We start from the raw sequence: 18595 nt of genomic DNA, 5'->3' as shown, positions 1-18595 counted from the left end.
TCGGACCTGACAATCCCCAGTTGATCGCTTCAGAGCGCGAGATTGTGCCGATACCTTCTACACGGCGGCGGAAGATGGGATTATTGGTAATCAGACGTTCGTATTCGTCTACTTTTGGGTCAAAATAATCGCAAAAATCGAAGCACTTATCTACCCAGCCATAAGGTAAATCGACCGCTACACCACCGATGCGGAAGTAGTTGTTGTTCACCATCCGGTAGCCTGTGGCTGCTTCCCACAGGTCGTAAATCAGTTCCCTTTCTCGGAATATATAAAAAATAGGCGATCCAGCACCCGTATCTAACATAAATGGTCCCAACCACAGCAAGTGACTGGCAATGCGGTTCAACTCCAGCATGATGACGCGGATGTAGCTAGCGCGTTTGGGAACAGGAATATCAGCTAATTTCTCCGGTGCATTGACACTGACGGCTTCATTGAACATTCCGGCAGCGTAGTCCCAGCGACTCACATAGGGAACGTACATGATACTGGTGCGGTTTTCCGCGATTTTCTCCATTCCACGGTGCAGATAGCCAATGACTGGTTCACAATCCACTACGTCTTCGCCATCAAGAGTCACAATTAACCTAAAACACCCATGCATCGAAGGATGGTGCGGACCCATGTTCAGCACCATAGGTTCCGTTCTCGTTTCAATTCTTTTAACGTAAGACATAAGAGTAAATGCGTGACAATAGACGTAACTTAAAGGCTGGTAATTGGTAACTGGTAATTGGTAATTACATTGGTTGCTCATTTGTTTTGGTTAAAGGGGAAAGGTTAAAGGTCAAAAAAGAAGATTTCCTTTACCCCTTACCCTTTCACCCTCAACATTCCTATTACCTATTACCTAATGCCTATTACCCATTTGTCTTGTAAATTTGTCCGATTTTTTGTATGTTTTTGCTATTTTTGTAGGAGTTGTTTGGGGGTCACGCCTACTATACGTTTAAAGTGACGATTGAGATGGCTTTGGTTAGCAAAACCGACTGTGTAGGCAGTATCTGCGATCGCCTCACCGTTATGAAGTAACATCTTCGCACGTTCCACTCGACAGCGAATGACATACTGATGTGGAGTTAACCCTGTTGATTGTTTAAATAAGTGACAAAAATAATGCGGACTCATCTGCACCACGGCTGCAAGTTCAGCTAAGCCCAAATCTCGATCTAAATAATCATTAATATAGTCAACTACTTGTTGCAATTTCCGCTTTGTTAGACCACCTGCATATTCACGCAAAACTGGTTTTTGTGCTGAATAGTGCTGCAACAGATGAACGCTTAAAGCATTTGCCATTGTCTCCGCATAGAGACGGCTTCCGCGATCGCTAGCAAGCACTGTCTTTAGTGCTAACCCGATTTGAAAAATAAGTGGATCGGGTGTCGCAAAGTGTGGTAAAATTGCTGCCTCTTCATAATTTTCATCAATCGCACGAGCAAAAACATCTTTTTCAAGTGCTAAGAGAATGAAGTCCCCTTCTGCATCCCAACTCGCTTGAGTTGAAACATTAGCAGGAGCAATAACAATATCTCCACCAAATACTGCGTCTCGATGAAAGCGTCCATCTAATTTACGATCTGCATGAATAGCATAATTACCGTGCGTGAAAATAGCAATTGAGTGCCAACGTGGACTGTACATCTCAGGAACTTCATACGCTGGCTGACACATATATCCCAGCATAATGCCATCCCAACCTGCCTGAAAACTTGTAAGAATTGGTGGGCGTGGGAAAATCTGTAAAACTTTATCTTCTCGATCCAGAACTAACGGGTTCTCGCTAGGCATGACTTGAAACAGCACTACATAAGTAGGTGGGCATAATTAAATGTTGGTAATAGGTAATGGGTAATGAGGATTTATAAGTGTTGAGTTATGAGTTAAAAAATGCACTTTATAGATGCCTTTGGCACCTTTGTTCGCTTTCCAAAACTCAAAACTTTCCTAATCCAATTACCAATTACCAGTTACCAGTTACCACCAATTACCATTTACTAAAAGTTTACTCCGATCGCAGAGCTTTAACTGGATCGAGTTGACTCGCCCGCAATGCCGGAGGAAAACCCGCCCCGACACCAACCAAAAGTGCTGAACCTAAAGAAAGTGCTGCTGTATTGACTTCAAATTCATAAGGAAAATCAAACGTATCTGCGATCGCCACCGTCAATGCATGTGTTGTCCCTAAAGCGACAGTTCCGCCAAATAAACTTAAGAGTGCAGCTTCTAGGAGAAATTGCAGCATAATTTCCCGTTTAGTCGCTCCTAAAGCCCTACGCAAGCCAATTTCAGCAGTACGTTCTGTCACCGCCGCAATTGTAATATTCGCAATCCCGACACCACCAACAAGTAAAGCGATCGCACCTACTACCGTTAACCCGCGTGAAGCCAATTCAAAGATTTCTTGTTGCTGAATGATATCTTCAACGTTATTCCACACCAAAAAATTCTGTCCAGGAAATCGTCGTTGTAAGAGTTCCTCCGCCTGTTCGCCCAAAGCTTCGACATCGGCAAGATTGTAGGGACGCATTTGAATACTACCAATGTTGAGGCTTCCTCGGATGGCATTGTGAACCGACATTGGTATGAGTAATAAACCCTCTGGTGGTCCCTCTTCATCAAGCTGAGTTTCTACCACTCCCACAATAGTATAAGGTCGATTGTTAGCATAAATCCGCTGACCTATTGGATCTTCTCCTTGAAACAGTTGCTTTTCCAAAAATTGATCGATCGCGGCTACTGAGCGATAATTGGCAAAATCCGTTTGTGTAAAGAATCTTCCTTCTACAAGCGATCGCCCCGAAGTGATCAAGAAGTCTTGGGATACTGGTGACATTGGGGGAGTCAATTCTTGATCTTGAAAAATTGTTGGTGTTGGTCCCGCCCAATTAAAAGCACTCATTGCCTGCACACCTGTCAGCCGCTGGCGCAGAAAATCCATGTCTTCGGATCTCAGGTCAGTATTTGGACTATTTGGCTCCCAACGAGGATATATCGACACTCGTGGCGCGCCGCGTTCTGCGAGTTGCTGCGCAATGACAGCTCGACTAATGCTACGAACATTGAGTGTAGCACTCACTGCTGCTACACCCATAAATACCCCCAAAGCGGTCAAAGCAGAACGTAAAGGGTTGCTACGCAGCGAACGATACGTTAGATCTAGCAAGTCAATTGGTGCAATGCTCATAATACAGAGTGGCTAGTGGCTAGTGGTGAGTGTGGGAGTGTAGGAGTGTAGGAGTGTGGGAGTGTGGGAGTGTGGGAGAGATTTAATTATTATTGTTCTTTACTACCCGCCTACTCAACTACCCTACTACCCTCTACCCTCTGCTCTTATTCTGGGCTATTTGCCGGAACCACAGGCATTCCTGGTTGTAGTTGTGGCTCATCCTCATCAGGTGGGATAATGACTTGCTCGCCAGTGCGTAATCCAGAAGTTACTTCAACTGTCAATACGCCTTCTAACCCCAAAGTAATATCGCGTTTTTGAGCTTGACTTTGACTATCGCGAATCCATACGAAAGGCTCAGGGTTACGCTGAATCACTTCAGTATCCAAGGCAACAACATTTTGGCGTTGCTCTAACACAATTTCGACATTCACGCGGCTACCAGGAATCAGCGAACCAGTTGGAGTATCAAGCCTAACGATCGCGGGTACTGTTGGTTCTGATGATTGACTCGATCTTTGTTGCGATCGCTCTTCTTCTCTGGGAACAACGGCTTGAGGATACAAACTTTGAACTTTGCCACTAAAAGTCTCTGCATCTGCACCAATTACACTAACACGCGCCGATTGATTGACTTTTACTTGGGCAGCATTGAGGGCAGCAAGCTGGAGTGCTACGAGTTCTTGCTGAGGATCGCCGATGGTGATTAAGTCAGTGCGCAATTCAACTCCGTCATTATTCTTGACATCAATTCCGAGAACTACACCATCAACTGGTGCTGTAATCACTGTGTCTCGCAGTTCTTGCTGAATCCTTTGCCGCTCTAGTTGTAGTGCCTGAATTTCCAATGCTGCGGTACGAGTATCTGTCTGAGCATCGCGCAAAGTTGCCTGCGTTTGGCGCACCTTATCTTCGAGTTCTTGAACTTGTCGTCGAGCAACTGCGCCTTCCCGCGCTCCCGCCGCCAGCGTTTGCAGGTTTCGTTCATCGGCGCGGAGTTGTTCTTGCGCTTCACTAATTTTCTGCTGATTGCGTGCGAAGATGCGTTGTTGCTGCTCAATCTTTGCTTGTTGGCTACCAAGTGCAGTTTGTCGTTCTGGGTAGCGTAAGGTAATCAGTACTTGTCCTGCTCTGACGCGTTCCCCTGGCTGTACTAAGACTTGCTCTACCGCTCCTTCTGTTGGAGACTTGATTGTTTGTTGATTTCCCAGTTCGACAATGCCGCTTTCATTCAGTGTCGTTTCTACTGTACCGCGCTCTACAGTAACCAAGCTCACTGGTACTGGCTCAGCCGAGCGATTGAGAACTACAGCGTAAATCAAACCACTAACACCAATTCCCGCCAAAGCTGCTAGTCCTGCCAGCCATTGACCTTTACTCTTAAACTTCTTCATGATTTTCAAGCTAGAAATCTCATGCGTAGCAGCGATCGCTGCGGCTGAATATTAATCAAGATTGCGATCTCAAAATGTCAGAATACAGAATTTAGCACTATGCTACTGATAGACTTTTCAATGCCACGAGCATGAAAACACAGTACATGTGCAGCTTAGAGTATCGGTTGTGGTGCGGCGGCGGCAGTCAGGATCAACCCTGAGTTGTTAAACAACCATAGTTAATCATAACGTGCTTATGACTCCATCAAAAGTTAGAAGGTCAAAACAAGCAACTAGATAATTGCTTTCCATTTTCTCGATCGCCTACAACAAAATTTGATGTACTAGACTAAAAATTAATCAAGTCTGAGGGAGTATTAGCCGCCATGTGTGGTCAGGATACGAGCAATCAGCCGATCCGAGTGCTAGTGGTGGATGATGAGCAATTAATCATTGACTTCGTTGAGCTTGGCTTGCGTTATGAAGGTTTTGAGGTGCAATCGGTGCGTACAGGATATGCTGCACTTGAAGCATTCAATGCATGGAAACCGCAGCTTGTGATCCTCGATAACAATTTACCGGACATCGATGGATTCGAGGTGTGTCGTCGCTTGCGTCGTAGTAGTGATGTTCTCATCGTCATGCTGACGGTACGCGACGATCTTGCAGACAAAGTGCGTGGTTTTGAGCTTGGTGCTGACGATTACCTCACTAAACCATTTCATTTTCCTGAATTACTAGCTCGCATCCGTGCTGCGTTACGCCGCCATCATCACCCAAAGAGTGAAGTACTCACAGTTGGATCGATTACATTGAATACGAATACTCGCGAAACTTGGCGCGATGGCGTACAGATTGAGCTTAAACGTAAAGAATTTGACTTGTTACATCTACTAATGCAACATCCTAATCAGGTTTTAGAGCGCCAAACAATTCTCGATCGCGTTTGGGGTTACGACTACTATGGTGACGCCAACATTATCGAAGTCTACATTAGCTATTTACGAAGCAAGTTAGATACCGAGCCACCATTTATGATTCGGACAGTACGCGGTATTGGATATATGTTGCGCGATCCAGCGTTGGAATAATTAGCAGAGGTTGATTAAATAATCATGACACTCCGCTGGCGATTGACACTCAGTATCCTAGCTTCAATTACTCCTTTGCTGCTATTGCTGGGTTTGCATGACTACATTAATTTGCGCACTTTTATGTTAGATCGCGAAGCCGTACGCATTCGCGCGCAAGCAAAGCCAACTATTGATGCACAGCTACTCAACCAGCCTGTAGACGAACAAAAACTGCAAGCACTAGCACCACAACTTGCAACTGATCTCACTTCAGCAGACACCGGCGCGTTGATTGTTAACCGTAACGGTTCAGTCATTGGTCGCCATATCAGTACAATTGGCGAACCGATGCCGCCTGAATTGCCTAAAGAGTGGTATGTACCGGCATTAGCAGGCGAATTAGAGCAAAATTACATCATAAATGGTAGTAATGGCAAGCAAATTTTGATAGCGCTTGTCCCCATTCCACCACGTCGAGAACCACTTGGTGTTGTGGTATTGAGTACCTCGCTTGTAGAACGCTTCTTTGAAATACGCCAGCACGTGTTGTCATTTGTAGTCGCTAGCGTAGTTTTTCTAGCGATCGCCGCAGCATTGATTTTTCTCATGGTACGTGCCAATTTGCGAACATTAGAACGCATGATTGTAGTGACAGATAGAATTGCGCGGGGCGATCTCTCGCAGCGCGTACAACTACCGCAGGGACACGATGAAGTCGGTAAACTAGCTTGGTCTTTCAACAAAATGATCGACCGTATTCAAACTGCGTTTGAGGCACAAAGGCGATCGGAATCTCAACTGCGTCAATTCCTCGCTGATGTCTCGCACGAACTGCGCACGCCACTAACTGTCATTGGTGGTTATGCTGACTTAATACTGATGAATGGAGTCGCAGGGACACCCGATTCAGGTAAGCCCTTGCTTCGTAAAATCCGCCGCGAGGTCGATCGCACAAATCGGCTGGTTAAAGATCTCTTGTTGCTTGCACGCAGCGATCGCTCAGCAACGTTTAATTTACAACTGACTGACTTATCAAGCTTGTGTATTGAAGTCGCAGAACAAGTCCGCTTGATGATGGGAGAACGCCAGCTGCAAACCCAGATCGCTAGCAATGTGATGGTACTAGTTGACATGGATCGCATTGAGCAAGTGCTACTGAATCTTTTGGATAACGCAATTCGCCATACCCCAGAAGGTACGCAGATCGATTTCCAGCTAGCAATTGTCAACTCTAAAGCACGGGTTACGATCGCCGATACGGGATCTGGTATTTCTCCAACTGTTCTGCCTTATATTTTTGAGCGCTTTTACCGCGATCGCCAGCAGCGGAATGAGGAGCGGGGTTCGGGATTGGGTTTAGCTATTGCCAAAGCAATTGTAGAAGCTCACGGCGGCACAATCAATGCGGCGAATCAACCAAGGGGTGGGGCGGTGTTTTGGGTAGAGTTGCCACTTTTTGTGCAGAGGGGCAAGGGAGCAGAGGAGAATAAATAATTGTGTTAGTAGCGAAGTTCCTCTGAAAAAGGCATTACGAATTGATATTATGTGGCGAATTTAGTTACAAGCTGTTAATTAAATTCGGATAAATTGTTATTGCAACTTACTTGCATCAAATTGCTAGAAGCTTTGTAGTGCTTGCGTTTTAGGAATTAAATTGCAGTTGGTCGAGCAGAATTTAAGGATACATTAAGCTTCATTTAAGCATTCTTAAAGCTTCAATGATTATTTTTAATTTTATGTTCTCTTGGGGCAACCCGATAGATTTTGAAAGGGTGCGATCAACTTGACTGCTCAACAAATAACTGTACGTAACTTACCCACTCCTTTTTCTGTAACGCAGCAACTGCGACCACAAGTTCGGGGTAAGTTTCTGTTTATCGGTGAGGAGAAACTCTATGTTTGTGGCGTTACCTATGGAACTTTTCGTCCTGACCAAAACGGCAATGATTATCCCAATCCTCGGATTGTGGAATCTGACTTTGCCACAATGGCGGCGAAGGGTATCAATGCGGTGCGGACGTATACAGTACCGCCACGTTGGTTATTAGATGTTGCGGCAAAACACGGACTGCGTGTGATGGTGGGGCTGCCCTGGGAACAGCATATTGCATTTTTGGAGGATAAGAACCGCATCAAAGCAATTAAAGAACGCATCCGTAGCGGTGTGCGTACTTGTGCAGATCATCCGGCATTATTGTGTTACGCGATCGGTAATGAAATTCCAGCGTCCATTGTGCGGTGGTACGGTCGTCATCGCATCGAGCGTTTCTTACAACAACTGTATTGGGTAGCAAAAAGTGAAGACCCTGGCAGTTTAGTGACTTACGTGAATTATCCCACGACTGAGTATCTACATCTGCCATTTGTTGACTTTGTTTGTTTCAACGTCTACTTGGAACAACAAGACCGTTTGCAAGCTTACCTAGCACGTCTGCAAAACCTGGTTGGCGATCGCCCCTTAGTGATGGCTGAGATTGGTTTAGATAGTCGGCGCAATGGTCTCAAAAAGCAAGCTGATGTCCTCGATTGGCAAATTCGTACAGCCTTTGCGGCAGGTTGTGCGGGGGCTTTTATTTTTGCTTGGACGGATGAATGGCATCGCGGCGGCTATGACATTGAAGATTGGGATTTTGGATTAACAACTCGGCGGCGACAACTAAAACCCGCGCTGGCGGCGGTGGGTGATGCTTTCGCACAGGTACCATTTTCCCCAAATCTCCAATTGCCATTCATATCGGTTGTGGTATGTAGTTACAATGGTGCGCGGACTATTCGCGACACTCTTGAGGGCTTAGCCAAAGTAAAGTATCCGCATTTTGAAGCGATCGTTATTAATGATGGCTCAACAGATAGTACACCTGAGATTGCCAGTGAATATAATGTGCGGCTGATCAACATTCCTCAAGGAGGTTTGAGTAATGCTCGTAACGTTGGAATGCGCGCAGCAAAGGGTGAAATTGTAGCATATATTGACGATGATGCTTACCCCGATCCGCATTGGCTGATGTATTTAGCTGATACGTTTGTGCATACATCCTATGCTGGTGTTGGTGGTCCCAATATTGCACCGCCAGGAGACGGCGCGATCGCTGAATGTGTGGCGAATGCACCAGGAGGTCCGTTGCACGTTCTCTTGTCGGATCGAGAAGCTGAGCATATTCCTGGTTGTAACATGGCGTTTCGCAAAACGTGCCTGCAAGCAATTGATGGCTTCGATCCGCAATTTCGTACTGCGGGTGACGATGTTGATATTTGTTGGCGGTTACAGCAACAAGGTTGGAGTCTCGGGTTTAATCCGGCGGCGGTAGTTTGGCATCATCGTCGCAACTCGGTACGCGCATATTGGAAGCAACAACAAGGCTACGGTAAAGCCGAAGCGCTACTCTCACAAAAATTTCCGGAAAAATACAATGCAGCAGGTCATCTTTCTTGGTCTGGGCGCATTTACGGTTCAGGCGTTATGCACGCGCTGAGTGCCAAAGAGCAGGTATTTTATGGAATGTGGGGAACTGCGCCGTTTCAATCGATTTATCAACGCACGCCAGGAACGCTTGGTGCTATCCCATTGATGCCAGAGTGGTATCTTGTCATTTTAGCACTTTTTGGGCTGGCGCTACTTGGTTTGTTGTGGACTCCGCTATGGTTAGTGTTGCCTATAGCTGTTGTTGCAGTTGTGACCACATTAGTACAAGCAAGTCGCAGTGCGGCGCGTGCCTCATTTCCTAACACGCCAAAATCCCAGCGTTGGCAGCGATACTGTTTGACAACCATATTGTATTTACTCCAACCATTAGCACGGCTGCGCGGACGTTTGCGCCACGGATTACAGCCTTGGCGATCGCGCGGGTTAGCGCATCTTGTTTTACCCCGACTGCAAAAACTCACGATCTGGAGTACAGTTTGGCAAGCACCAGAAGCATGGTTGACATCGATCGAATCAGCAATTCAACAAACTGGAAATTGCGTACATCACGGCGGTAACTACGACCGATGGGATCTCGAAGTTCCTGCAGGTTTACTTGGCGTTGGTCGTCTTTTAATGGCGATTGAAGAACACGGTGGTGGTAATCAACTTGTCCGGTTACAAATCTGGTCGCGGTGGTCAAAACTTGGCTGGATACTTGTAGTGCTATTTGTCGTATTGACTCTAGGCGCAACAATTGACCAGGCATGGGGCGCAGTACTTAAACTAAGTATCATCGCCTTAATTTTAATTTTTCGTAGTTTTTACGAGTGTGCGATCGCCATGTCCTTGCTGTTGCAAGCAATCGAGCGTAAAGGAGTGCAGGGGGCTTCTTGTGCAGAGGAGCAGAGGAGCAGAGGAAGCAGAGGAAGCAGAGGGGCAGAGGAGAAATAATACATAATGTTCTCTAGTCACTAGTCACTCACCGCTCACTTCTCACCGCTCACCGCTCACCCCTATCGTCTTTAAGAGGCAAAGAGTAGTGCAAAAGCCATATACCAACAGAATACTTTACAAAAGAGTATTTCAAGAGGCTTGGTCTTTTCGCTGGCACTTGGCAGTTTTGTTGCTTTTGAGCTTGTTGTCAACACCATTTACACTTCTTACTCCACTACCACTCACAATTATTGTTGATACAGTACTCGGATCGCGACCGTTGCCAGGTTTCTTGCAAGTAATCCTCCCAGCAGGTGTACAAAGCTCGAATGAGGCAATTCTCATCTTTGCGATCTTCTTGTCGATCGCTGTTGTTGTTCTCGGTAAGCTGCGTGGACTTGTGACTTCGGTGCTGCAAACTTATGTTGGTGAAAAATTAGTTTTAAACTTTCGCGTCAGGTTGTTTAGCCACGCCCAGCGTCTATCACTGGCATATCACGATGCCAAGGGAACCTATGAAACAAACTATCGCGTACAACACGATGCACCTGCTTTGCAGTGGATTGCCATTGATGGTGTGATTCCCTTTATCACTTCATCTGTCACGTTGATCGGGATGGTGTATGTTACAGCGTTGATTCATCTTCAACTAGCGTTGATTGCGATCGCAATTTCACCACTACTCTACTGGCTATCGCGACTCTATGGGCAACGGTTACGCAAACAATGGCGTGGTGCAAAAAAGCTCGAAAGCGCGGCATTTTCTGTTGTGCAAGAGGTCTTAACTGCGGTGCGCGTTGTTAAAGCATTTGGTCAAGAAGATCGCGAACAAGCACGTTTTATTCGCCATGCGCGTGAAAGCTTGTGGGCAAAAATTCGCCTGACATTTGTCGAAGGTGGTTTAGGTGTATTCGTAGCACTTGCTACGGCAGTTGGTACTGCTGCGGTACTTTATTTCGGTGTGCGACTCGTACAAAACGGAGAATTATCATTAGGCAACTTGCTATTAGTCTTAGGGTATCTATCGCAGTTGTATAAGCCGTTGGAATCAATGAGTAAGCGCGTTGCAAGTTTGCAAGGTTCTCTCGCGGGTGCTGAACGTGCTTTTGCGCTACTGGACGAACCCCCTGATGTGATTGAAAAACGACATGGTAAACGATTACACCGTGCTAAAGGTGCAGTGACTTTTGAGAATGTATCGTTCGGTTACGATGCCACAAGTCAGATTCTCCACCACATCTCTTTTCGACTGCGCCCTGGGACTCGGTTAGGTATTGCAGGGACAACAGGCGCGGGTAAAACAACACTCGTCAGTTTGTTGACGCGGTTTTATGATCCAACTGATGGTCGAATTCTACTTGATGGTGTCGATCTGCGCGATTACAAGTTACGCGATTTGCGTTCTCAGTTTGCGATCGTGTTGCAAGAACCGATGCTTTTTTCCACCAGTATTGCAGAAAACATTAGCTATGCTCGTTGCGATGCAAGTTACGACGACATCATTGCCGCAGCCAAAGCCGCAAATGCTCACGATTTTATTATGAAGATGCCCCAGGGTTATGACACAAAAGTTGGCGAACGGGGAATGCGACTTTCTGGTGGGGAACGTCAGCGAATTTCGCTGGCACGGGCATTTTTGAAGGATGCACCAATTTTAATTCTGGACGAACCGACAAGTTCAGTTGATGTCAAGACAGAAGCCGCAATTATGGAAGCAATGGAACGATTGATGCACGGGCGCACGACTTTAATGATTGCGCATCGACTGAGTACGCTGGAACACTGCGATGCTCGACTCGTACTTGAGCATGGCAGAGTAGTAAAAATGACAACCAATGATGATGAAGCAGTGGGATTGTCAGCTTAGGAAGTAAGGGTGCAGAGGGGCAGAGGAGAAGTGAAATGACATTAGACTTGGTTGAGGGGCAATCCACAGTTGCGGAAGTACTGGAGCAAGGCTTGGGCGAATATTTGAGGCAGCCTATGCAAATTCAACAGATGACTTCCACAGCGTTAGATAACTACAGTACGCATCCTATTTATCGTTTAAAAATAACACTGAACCAAGGTCAAAAGATATCTGTAATCTTCAAGCAACTGCAGCAGGATGTTCGTCAAGGACGTGAGGTGCTACTTTATCAAAAATTACTTGCAGAACAACGTTTTGGGGCACCACAGTTATATGCTGGTTTGTGCGATCGCACGACACAACGCTACTGGCTATTTCTCGAAGATGTCGGTGAGTGGAAACTCGAATACTATGAGATAGCTGAATGGTTAGTAGCTTTCCGCTGGATGGCGCAGTTACACGCAACTTATTACGATCGAGTAGCCGAGTTGCGATCGCTCGATTGTCTAGGCGAACATAACGTAGATTTCTATTACTATCTTCTACAAACTGCCCGCGAGAGTCTCAAAAAAAAAGCCGATGCGCATCTACTTACACGCTTTGATCGGCTGACGGTGCGATTTGACGAATTAATTGCATTCTTGATTTGCCAACCACAAACATTACTCCACGGCGATGTGTCTTGTCACAACATTATTGTTCAACCTGATGTAGGTATTCGACCAATTGATTGGGAATGGGCGTCAATTGGCATTGCTGCATGGGATGTCGTCCGGTTACTTTCAGGATGGGGCAAACATAAACCATATCTCCTCAAGGCTTACCTCGATGAATTGACGCAATATATTGCAATTGATCGACAAACGTTTAACCAAACGCTGGCTTATTGCGACATCCTGAAAACGCTGTGGTATCTCCGTTGGTGGATCAAACCATTTCAAAAACCTACTTTTGTTGAAAATGCACTCGATAAAGTAGAAAACCTCTGGCACGAATTGGATTAGGAGGACAGCAGTGGCTAAACTGTTGCGGATTGCCTTAATCTCCCCAATTGCCGGTCGAACGGGGCCCGATAGTGGTAGTTCGATTGAACAAATTGTGTCGCTACTCACCGAAGAATTAATGCGTCGCGGACACAAAGTTACGCTGTTTGCTACAGGTGATTCACAAGCATCTGCGCCGTTACACGCAGTTTATGCACGCGGCTATAAAGATGACCCGATGTTATGGAATAACTATGAATTTCACGAAGTTGTCCACGTCGCGGCGGCGTTTGAACGTGCCCAAGAATTCGATATTATCCACAGCCACGCTTATCATTACGCGCTACCATTTACCCGTCTAGTTCCTACGCCGATTGTTCACACGTACCACATTAATCCTAATTCTGATATTCTCCGCAGCTATACACAGTACCCAGAAGCCCAAGTTGTCGCAGTTTCGCGCTATCATCGCAGCAAGTTTAAGTCACTTGCCAACGTACCTGTGATTTATAACGGTATTGATACTGCCGCATTTCCATTTCATCCTCAGCAGGGCGATTATCTTGTGTTTCTAGGGCATCTTAACGCGCAAAAAGGTGCGGTTGAAGCGATTAAAGTTGCACAAAAAGTCGGTATGCGGCTGATTATGGCAGGGCAGGGACAAGGTGAGTATTTTGAAACTGAAGTCGTGCCTTTGATTAACAAGCAAATCGAATACATTGGACCTGTGGGCGTCGAAAAACGTAACGAATTACTCGCGGGTGCAGCAGCGTTACTATTTCCGATCAACTACTCTGAAGCTTTCGGGATGGTGTTAATTGAAGCCATGGCATGTGGTACGCCCGTCTTAGCAAGCGATCGCTGTGCAGTTTCTGAAATTGTTGAGTTTGGTGTAACTGGTTATTACGCTACTGATGTAGATTCACTTGCAGCCTGTATCCCCGATGTCTTAGCACTCGATCGCACTCGCGTACGTCAAGCCGTTGTCGCCCGTTTTGACTATCAGCGTATGGTCGATGAATATGAAGCACTTTATTACAAATTGCTGGAGGCGCGGCAATGAAAGCGATTGTCACTGGTATGATTGTCACAAGTCCAGTGGGCGGTGTTGCTTGGGATTACGGACAATACGCGCTTGGCTTAGAACGTCTTGGTTTTGAAGTTTATTACCTTGAAGATACAGGTTTACCTGCACATTCTTACAACCCAAACACTGGCGAGTACGAAGAAGATCCGAGTTACGGCATACAATTTCTTCAGCAGTCACTTAAAGTCCTTTCGCCTTCCTTAGCAAAACGCTGGCATTATCGGGCTGTAGATGGACAAACATATGGACTTGATGCTGAGGCGATCGCTGATGTTGCTGCCGACGCAAGTTTATTTCTTAATATCTCTGGTGGTAGCTTGCTACGCGATGAATATCAACGCTGTCCGCACAAAGTCTTAATCGATACCGATCCAGGTTGGAACCATTTTGCGATTTTTCCTTTATGGGATAGCAAACCAGTTGAACAACAAGCTTGGGGTTGGCGATCGCACGACCACTTTTTTACTTATGCGCTACGACTTGGACAACCAGATTGTCCGTTGCCAACCTTTGATATTAACTGGCATTTCACCCGCCCTCCGGTAGTTCTCGATTGCTGGAAACCTCAATTACCTGCTACGCAGTGGACAACGGTAATGACTTGGCGAAATTATCCGCAGCCGATCGTCCATAATGGTGTCACGTATGGTGCAAAAGAATTAGAGTTTGGCAGAATCGAGGCAATTCCTAAACACTCATCCGCCGCGTTTGAGGTCACAATCAATGTTAACGGTTCCGCACCATTAGAACGCTGGCAACAGCTAGGTTGGTCAGTTGTCGATGCCCAAGCGACATCTGCATCTGCCAATACTTACCGCAATTATATCGAGCGATCGCGCGGCGAGTTTAGCGTTGCCAAGAATATCTACGTTGCAACGCATTGCGGATGGTTTAGCTGTCGTTCGGTATGTTACCTTGCCGCTAAACGTCCTGTGGTTGTCCAAGAAACAGGTTTTTCTGATTATATTCCCACAGGTCACGGTTTATTTTCGTTTAGTAATTTTGATGAGGCTGTTGCGGCGATCGCCACAATTGAACAAAACTACGACTACCATCAACAAGCTGCGTGGAAACTCGCACATAGCTTTGATGCACAAAAAGTTTTAAGCGAAATGCTAGCGCAGATTGGTTGTTATAGCGGCGAGGGGGTGGGTGAAGAGTGACTAGTGACTGGTGGCTAGTGGAAGAGTGGGAGAGTGGGCGTGTAGGAGTGTGGGAGAGATTTAATTGTTATTATTCTTTATTATCCGCCTACCCTACTACCCTCTGTCCTCTACACTTTTGCTAAAATATGTCGGGATTTAGAGTAAATGGATATTAATGAATTTATTGGTAGTTGGGACTATGGTTCACTTCCTGCTAACGTGGGGATTGGTAAAGATTGCTACTTAGAGCGTAAAGACAGCTTTCGGCGTTTCCGCAGCAAATGTAATCCTGGGTTAGTCTTAGGGAATAGCGTATATGTTTATACTTGGACAGTCTTCTCAGTAGAACCCGAAGGTGCTGTAGTTGTAGGTGATGACTCAATTCTTGTGGGTGCAATGTTTTGGTGTGCCAAAAGCATTATTATTGGTAAGCGCGTCACGATTTCCTACAACGTAACAATTGCCGATAGCGACTTTCATCCCCGCGAACCAGGCTTAAGACGACAAGATGCGATCGCGATCGCACCTCCAGGCGATCAAAAACCACGTCCGTCGTTAGTCACTCAACCTGTGATCGTCGAAGATGACGTGCAAATCGGAATTGGCGCGATTATCCTTAAGGGAGTTCATATCGGCGCGGGTGCGCAAATTGGTGCAGGTTCCGTCGTCACTACAAATGTTCCTGCAAAAGCGATCGTCACAGGCAATCCCGCAAGAATTCAAAATAAGGCTGGTAACTGGTAACTGGTAACTGGTCATTGGTCATGGACAGCAATTAGTAATTAGCGATTGGCTATTAGCTTTTTTCTTTGCTAAGTGCTAAACGCTAACAGCTTTCCGCATTACCGATTACCCAAAATAATTATGCCTACCTACTTACCACACGATTGGTTTTCGCAACCTCTACCATCAAACGTCATCCTTGGCGAACAAAGCTGGTTGTATAGTACTTACGCATTTCTGCATTACCGTAGTCAACGTGCTTGTGGTTTGCGTGTAGGACACAATACAGGAATTTATATTGATACACTTTTCGACCTTGGACCGTCAGGCGAAGTTGAGATTGGCAATTACTGCACGTTAGCAGGACCTATCATTGCCACAAACGGACACGTTAAGATTGGTGACTACGTGCTAATTTCTCGCGAAGTTGTGCTTGCAGACTCTTTTGCTGCTGTTCCTCCAACAATACCTCAGCGTAGCACTTCACAAAGTAGCATTTTGATTGGTAACGATGTTTGGATTGGTACTCGTGCGGTAATTCTTAGTGGTGCGCGTCTGGGTGATGGTGCAATTGTTGGTGCGGGTGCGGTGGTTGATTTTGAAATACCTGAATATGCGATCGCTGCGGGAAATCCTGCCCGAATTGTTGGCTGGGCGTATCCTGATTGATATACCAACGTTAATTTTTTAGATTTATAGTAGGTAACTTTACCCTATCACAATCAACTGAGCGCTCAGATGTGTTGCCTAGGTAGCAGGTTTTAAACGTCGTAGAGGCGACATTCGGGTGCTTCTGGATACAAAGCGCAGTATTTTGCAAACGCCGATGTGGGAGTTTCTCGCTGATGAGCTTTAGCTGCGATCGCAGTAATTAATTCTTCAACTGTATCCCAAGCTACAGCGACCTCAGGAGTGTCAATGCCATACATTTGGGTAAGGCGACGCGCGTGTTCCAATGCTGCTTGAAAGGATGTCTCTAAAGATTTTTTGCTTTCAACACAAGGGGTGGAAACGGTTGCGGTTGATTCTTTAGTAGCGTAAACCATGGAACGACTCCTTTGTAGAATTATTGATTTCTCAAGCTGAACCCACTATAGCAATAAGTATGCTCAATAATAAGGTGTAAATCATATAAGCTTTTTCTATGATTGATAGCCTTTACTTAACTGCAAAATACCAAGCCTGCACCATTGACTTTGAAGTACCTGCCACGGATAGGTTATACTAAGTTCTCCTTGGCTCCTGAAGCGACTTTGCGCCTCTGCTACCTAGATGTAGTAACTTTAAAGCTAAATGATATTACCTGCGCATACCCTGAACCATGTTAGTTATTAAAGGACAGTCATGTTTATGTATCAATGAGCCTCGCTAATTCGACTAACCCCTTTCTCGCACTCAACTACGAACCTGCCCTAGAAACTTTGGGTAATGATTACTTCGATCAAGTTGTCGCAGCAGAGTTTCCTGCACATATCCTCCGCTTTCGCAATGATGCGCTACTGCCATTATTAAAGCTCGATCCACAAACCGTTACAAACGAACACTTCATCGAAGCTTTTGGCAAGTTTCAAGGACGCGACCCGTTATTAGCCTTACGCTATCACGGCTACCAGTTTGGTCAATACAACCCATATTTAGGTGACGGAAGAGGTTTTCTCTATGGACAAGTACGCGGTACTGATGGGGAACTTTATGACTTTGGTACCAAAGGTTCAGGAACAACACCTTACTCGCGCAGTGCAGATGGTAGATTAACTCTTAAAGGTGGTGTGCGCGAAGTTCTAGCCGCTGAAGCTTTGCATCAAATGGGCGTGCGCACGAGCCGCTGTTTTAGCCTAATTGAAACAGGAGAAGCATTGTGGCGCGGTGATGAGCCTTCGCCAACGCGATCGTCTGTCATGATTCGTTTTAGCCGATCGCACATTCGTTTTGGAACTTTCGAGCGACTTTATTACATCGAGCGTCCAGACTTAATTCAAAAGTTACTTGACCACGTTATTGAATACTACTATCCCACAGTTTGGGGTCAAGCCGATCAATACTCGCTATTCTATGCCGAACTCGTCAAACGTGTCGCCGAACTCACAGCCCAGTGGATGGCAGCAGGCTTCTGTCATGGAGTACTCAATACCGATAATATGTCCATCACGGGTGAAAGCTTTGATTATGGTCCCTATGCTTTTATTCCCTCATACGACCCACTATTTACTGCCGCATATTTTGATTACTATCGTCGCTACTGTTACGGCAGACAACCGAGTGTTTGTAAATTAAATTTAGAACTTTTACAAGAACCCTTACAAGCTGTCATTTCTCCTGAGGATATGGAGGTAAGTTTGTCAATGTTTGACGAGCATTACTATATAGAATACAGTAAATTAATGTTAAAAAAACTAGGCTTTTCGTCGTTACCTGTTGCTGAAGGAGAAGAGCTTTTACAAACAACAATTCAACTTTTACAAGAGACACAGGTAGGTTATCACGATTTTTTCAGTAAACTGACACACTATTTTTCCAGCCAATGGCGAGAAGATGCCAATTTTATTTTGAATGAAATAGATAGTTTACCTTGGAATAGCTCCTCTGAATTACTAGAAAGCTGGCGAAACTTGTACCATAAATACTTGAATAAACTGCCTCCATCTGAAACAGCAAATGTAGCAAAACTTCAGCAAAGTAACCCTAAAATTGCTTTACTCCGACCTGTCATTGAATCAGTTTGGGAACCAATCACCCAAGAAGATAACTGGCAACCATTTTATGATTTGTTAGGACAAATTACGAGATCTAACAACATCATCTGAATCGTCAAGTATTACCAACACGATCTACTCTCACCCTATTACCC

15 protein-coding genes are annotated in these 18595 nt (G+C 45.6%); 10 read left to right on the top strand and 5 right to left on the bottom strand.

Annotated elements, in window-relative coordinates; translation table 11 throughout:
* From CSQ79_RS23925 to CSQ79_RS23910, 4 genes are all read right to left on the bottom strand, one after another.
* A partial coding sequence (locus CSQ79_RS23925; RefSeq protein ID WP_502693963.1) for an NADH-quinone oxidoreductase subunit D-related protein occupies positions 1 to 679 on the bottom strand: 679 nt, incomplete at its 3' end.
* A 230-nt stretch (positions 680 to 909) separates the two neighbouring features.
* Positions 910 to 1794 (bottom strand): helix-turn-helix transcriptional regulator, encoded by an 885-nt coding sequence (locus CSQ79_RS23920; protein ID WP_099703618.1) that lies wholly within the window; start codon positions 1792 to 1794, stop codon positions 910 to 912.
* A gap of 214 nt (positions 1795 to 2008) precedes the next feature.
* Complete coding sequence (locus tag CSQ79_RS23915; protein ID WP_099703617.1) at positions 2009 to 3190, bottom strand: ABC transporter permease; 1182 nt, start codon at positions 3188 to 3190, stop codon at positions 2009 to 2011.
* Positions 3191 to 3336: 146 nt separating this feature from the next.
* Positions 3337 to 4566, bottom strand: a complete 1230-nt coding sequence (locus CSQ79_RS23910) for an efflux RND transporter periplasmic adaptor subunit (RefSeq protein WP_099703616.1) — start codon at positions 4564 to 4566, stop codon at positions 3337 to 3339.
* A 368-nt stretch (positions 4567 to 4934) separates the two neighbouring features.
* Between CSQ79_RS23910 and CSQ79_RS23905 the strand changes: the two genes are divergently transcribed.
* The 9 genes from CSQ79_RS23905 (at position 4935) to CSQ79_RS23865 (ending at position 16416) form a co-directional block, all read left to right on the top strand.
* Complete coding sequence (locus tag CSQ79_RS23905) at positions 4935 to 5639, top strand: response regulator transcription factor (RefSeq protein WP_099703615.1); 705 nt, start codon at positions 4935 to 4937, stop codon at positions 5637 to 5639.
* A gap of 24 nt (positions 5640 to 5663) precedes the next feature.
* Positions 5664 to 7115, top strand: coding sequence for a sensor histidine kinase (locus tag CSQ79_RS23900; protein WP_099703614.1), 1452 nt, complete (start codon positions 5664 to 5666; stop codon positions 7113 to 7115).
* 289 nt (positions 7116 to 7404) lie between these two features.
* Positions 7405 to 9978 carry a glycosyltransferase gene (locus CSQ79_RS23895; protein WP_099703613.1) on the top strand — a complete coding sequence of 858 codons (2574 nt, stop codon included), beginning with the start codon at positions 7405 to 7407 and terminating at the stop codon, positions 9976 to 9978.
* A gap of 88 nt (positions 9979 to 10066) precedes the next feature.
* The gene (locus CSQ79_RS23890; protein ID WP_099703612.1) at positions 10067 to 11827 is read left to right on the top strand and encodes an ABC transporter ATP-binding protein; all 1761 of its coding nucleotides are present in this window, start codon (positions 10067 to 10069) and stop codon (positions 11825 to 11827) included.
* Positions 11828 to 11862: 35 nt separating this feature from the next.
* Positions 11863 to 12813, top strand: a complete 951-nt coding sequence (locus tag CSQ79_RS23885; protein WP_099703611.1) for a phosphotransferase — start codon at positions 11863 to 11865, stop codon at positions 12811 to 12813.
* Positions 12814 to 12823: 10 nt separating this feature from the next.
* Entirely contained in the window at positions 12824 to 13855 is a 1032-nt protein-coding gene (locus CSQ79_RS23880; protein WP_099703610.1) for a glycosyltransferase family 4 protein, read from the top strand.
* Positions 13852 to 15042, top strand: a complete 1191-nt coding sequence (locus CSQ79_RS23875; RefSeq protein ID WP_099703609.1) for a hypothetical protein — start codon at positions 13852 to 13854, stop codon at positions 15040 to 15042. The genes CSQ79_RS23880 and CSQ79_RS23875 overlap by 4 nt, the downstream gene beginning before the upstream one ends.
* Before the next feature lie 147 nt (positions 15043 to 15189).
* On the top strand, positions 15190 to 15768 hold the full coding sequence (locus CSQ79_RS23870; RefSeq protein ID WP_099703608.1) for an acyltransferase: 579 nt from the start codon (positions 15190 to 15192) through the stop codon (positions 15766 to 15768).
* 120 nt (positions 15769 to 15888) lie between these two features.
* Complete coding sequence (locus CSQ79_RS23865; protein ID WP_099703607.1) at positions 15889 to 16416, top strand: acyltransferase; 528 nt, start codon at positions 15889 to 15891, stop codon at positions 16414 to 16416.
* 92 nt (positions 16417 to 16508) lie between these two features.
* Here the strand turns inward: CSQ79_RS23865 and CSQ79_RS23860 are convergent, their stop codons facing one another.
* Positions 16509 to 16793: a Calvin cycle protein CP12 gene (locus tag CSQ79_RS23860; protein WP_099703606.1), complete on the bottom strand. Its 285-nt coding sequence runs from the start codon at positions 16791 to 16793 to the stop codon at positions 16509 to 16511.
* Positions 16794 to 17105: 312 nt separating this feature from the next.
* On the opposite strand from CSQ79_RS23860, the gene CSQ79_RS23855 reads away from it, so the two are divergent.
* Complete coding sequence (locus CSQ79_RS23855) at positions 17106 to 18551, top strand: protein adenylyltransferase SelO (protein WP_099703605.1); 1446 nt, start codon at positions 17106 to 17108, stop codon at positions 18549 to 18551.
* Positions 18552 to 18595: the final 44 nt, after the last annotated feature.

This window comes from Gloeocapsopsis sp. IPPAS B-1203, from assembly GCF_002749975.1.
In the GTDB taxonomy this organism is placed as follows: domain Bacteria; phylum Cyanobacteriota; class Cyanobacteriia; order Cyanobacteriales; family Chroococcidiopsidaceae; genus Gloeocapsopsis.
This window is presented reverse-complemented; position numbering and strand designations above follow the sequence as displayed.

Coding starts and splice junctions, on each gene's coding strand:
- CSQ79_RS23920 (WP_099703618.1), bottom strand. CDS start 1,794: ATGCCTAGCGAGAACCCGTTAGTTCTGGATCGAGAAGATAAAGTTTTA.
- CSQ79_RS23905 (WP_099703615.1), top strand. CDS start 4,935: ATGTGTGGTCAGGATACGAGCAATCAGCCGATCCGAGTGCTAGTGGTG.
- CSQ79_RS23915 (WP_099703617.1), bottom strand. CDS start 3,190: ATGAGCATTGCACCAATTGACTTGCTAGATCTAACGTATCGTTCGCTG.
- CSQ79_RS23910 (WP_099703616.1), bottom strand. CDS start 4,566: ATGAAGAAGTTTAAGAGTAAAGGTCAATGGCTGGCAGGACTAGCAGCT.
- CSQ79_RS23855 (WP_099703605.1), top strand. CDS start 17,106: ATGAGCCTCGCTAATTCGACTAACCCCTTTCTCGCACTCAACTACGAA.
- CSQ79_RS23875 (WP_099703609.1), top strand. CDS start 13,852: ATGAAAGCGATTGTCACTGGTATGATTGTCACAAGTCCAGTGGGCGGT.
- CSQ79_RS23865 (WP_099703607.1), top strand. CDS start 15,889: ATGCCTACCTACTTACCACACGATTGGTTTTCGCAACCTCTACCATCA.
- CSQ79_RS23900 (WP_099703614.1), top strand. CDS start 5,664: ATGACACTCCGCTGGCGATTGACACTCAGTATCCTAGCTTCAATTACT.
- CSQ79_RS23870 (WP_099703608.1), top strand. CDS start 15,190: ATGGATATTAATGAATTTATTGGTAGTTGGGACTATGGTTCACTTCCT.
- CSQ79_RS23885 (WP_099703611.1), top strand. CDS start 11,863: ATGACATTAGACTTGGTTGAGGGGCAATCCACAGTTGCGGAAGTACTG.
- CSQ79_RS23860 (WP_099703606.1), bottom strand. CDS start 16,793: ATGGTTTACGCTACTAAAGAATCAACCGCAACCGTTTCCACCCCTTGT.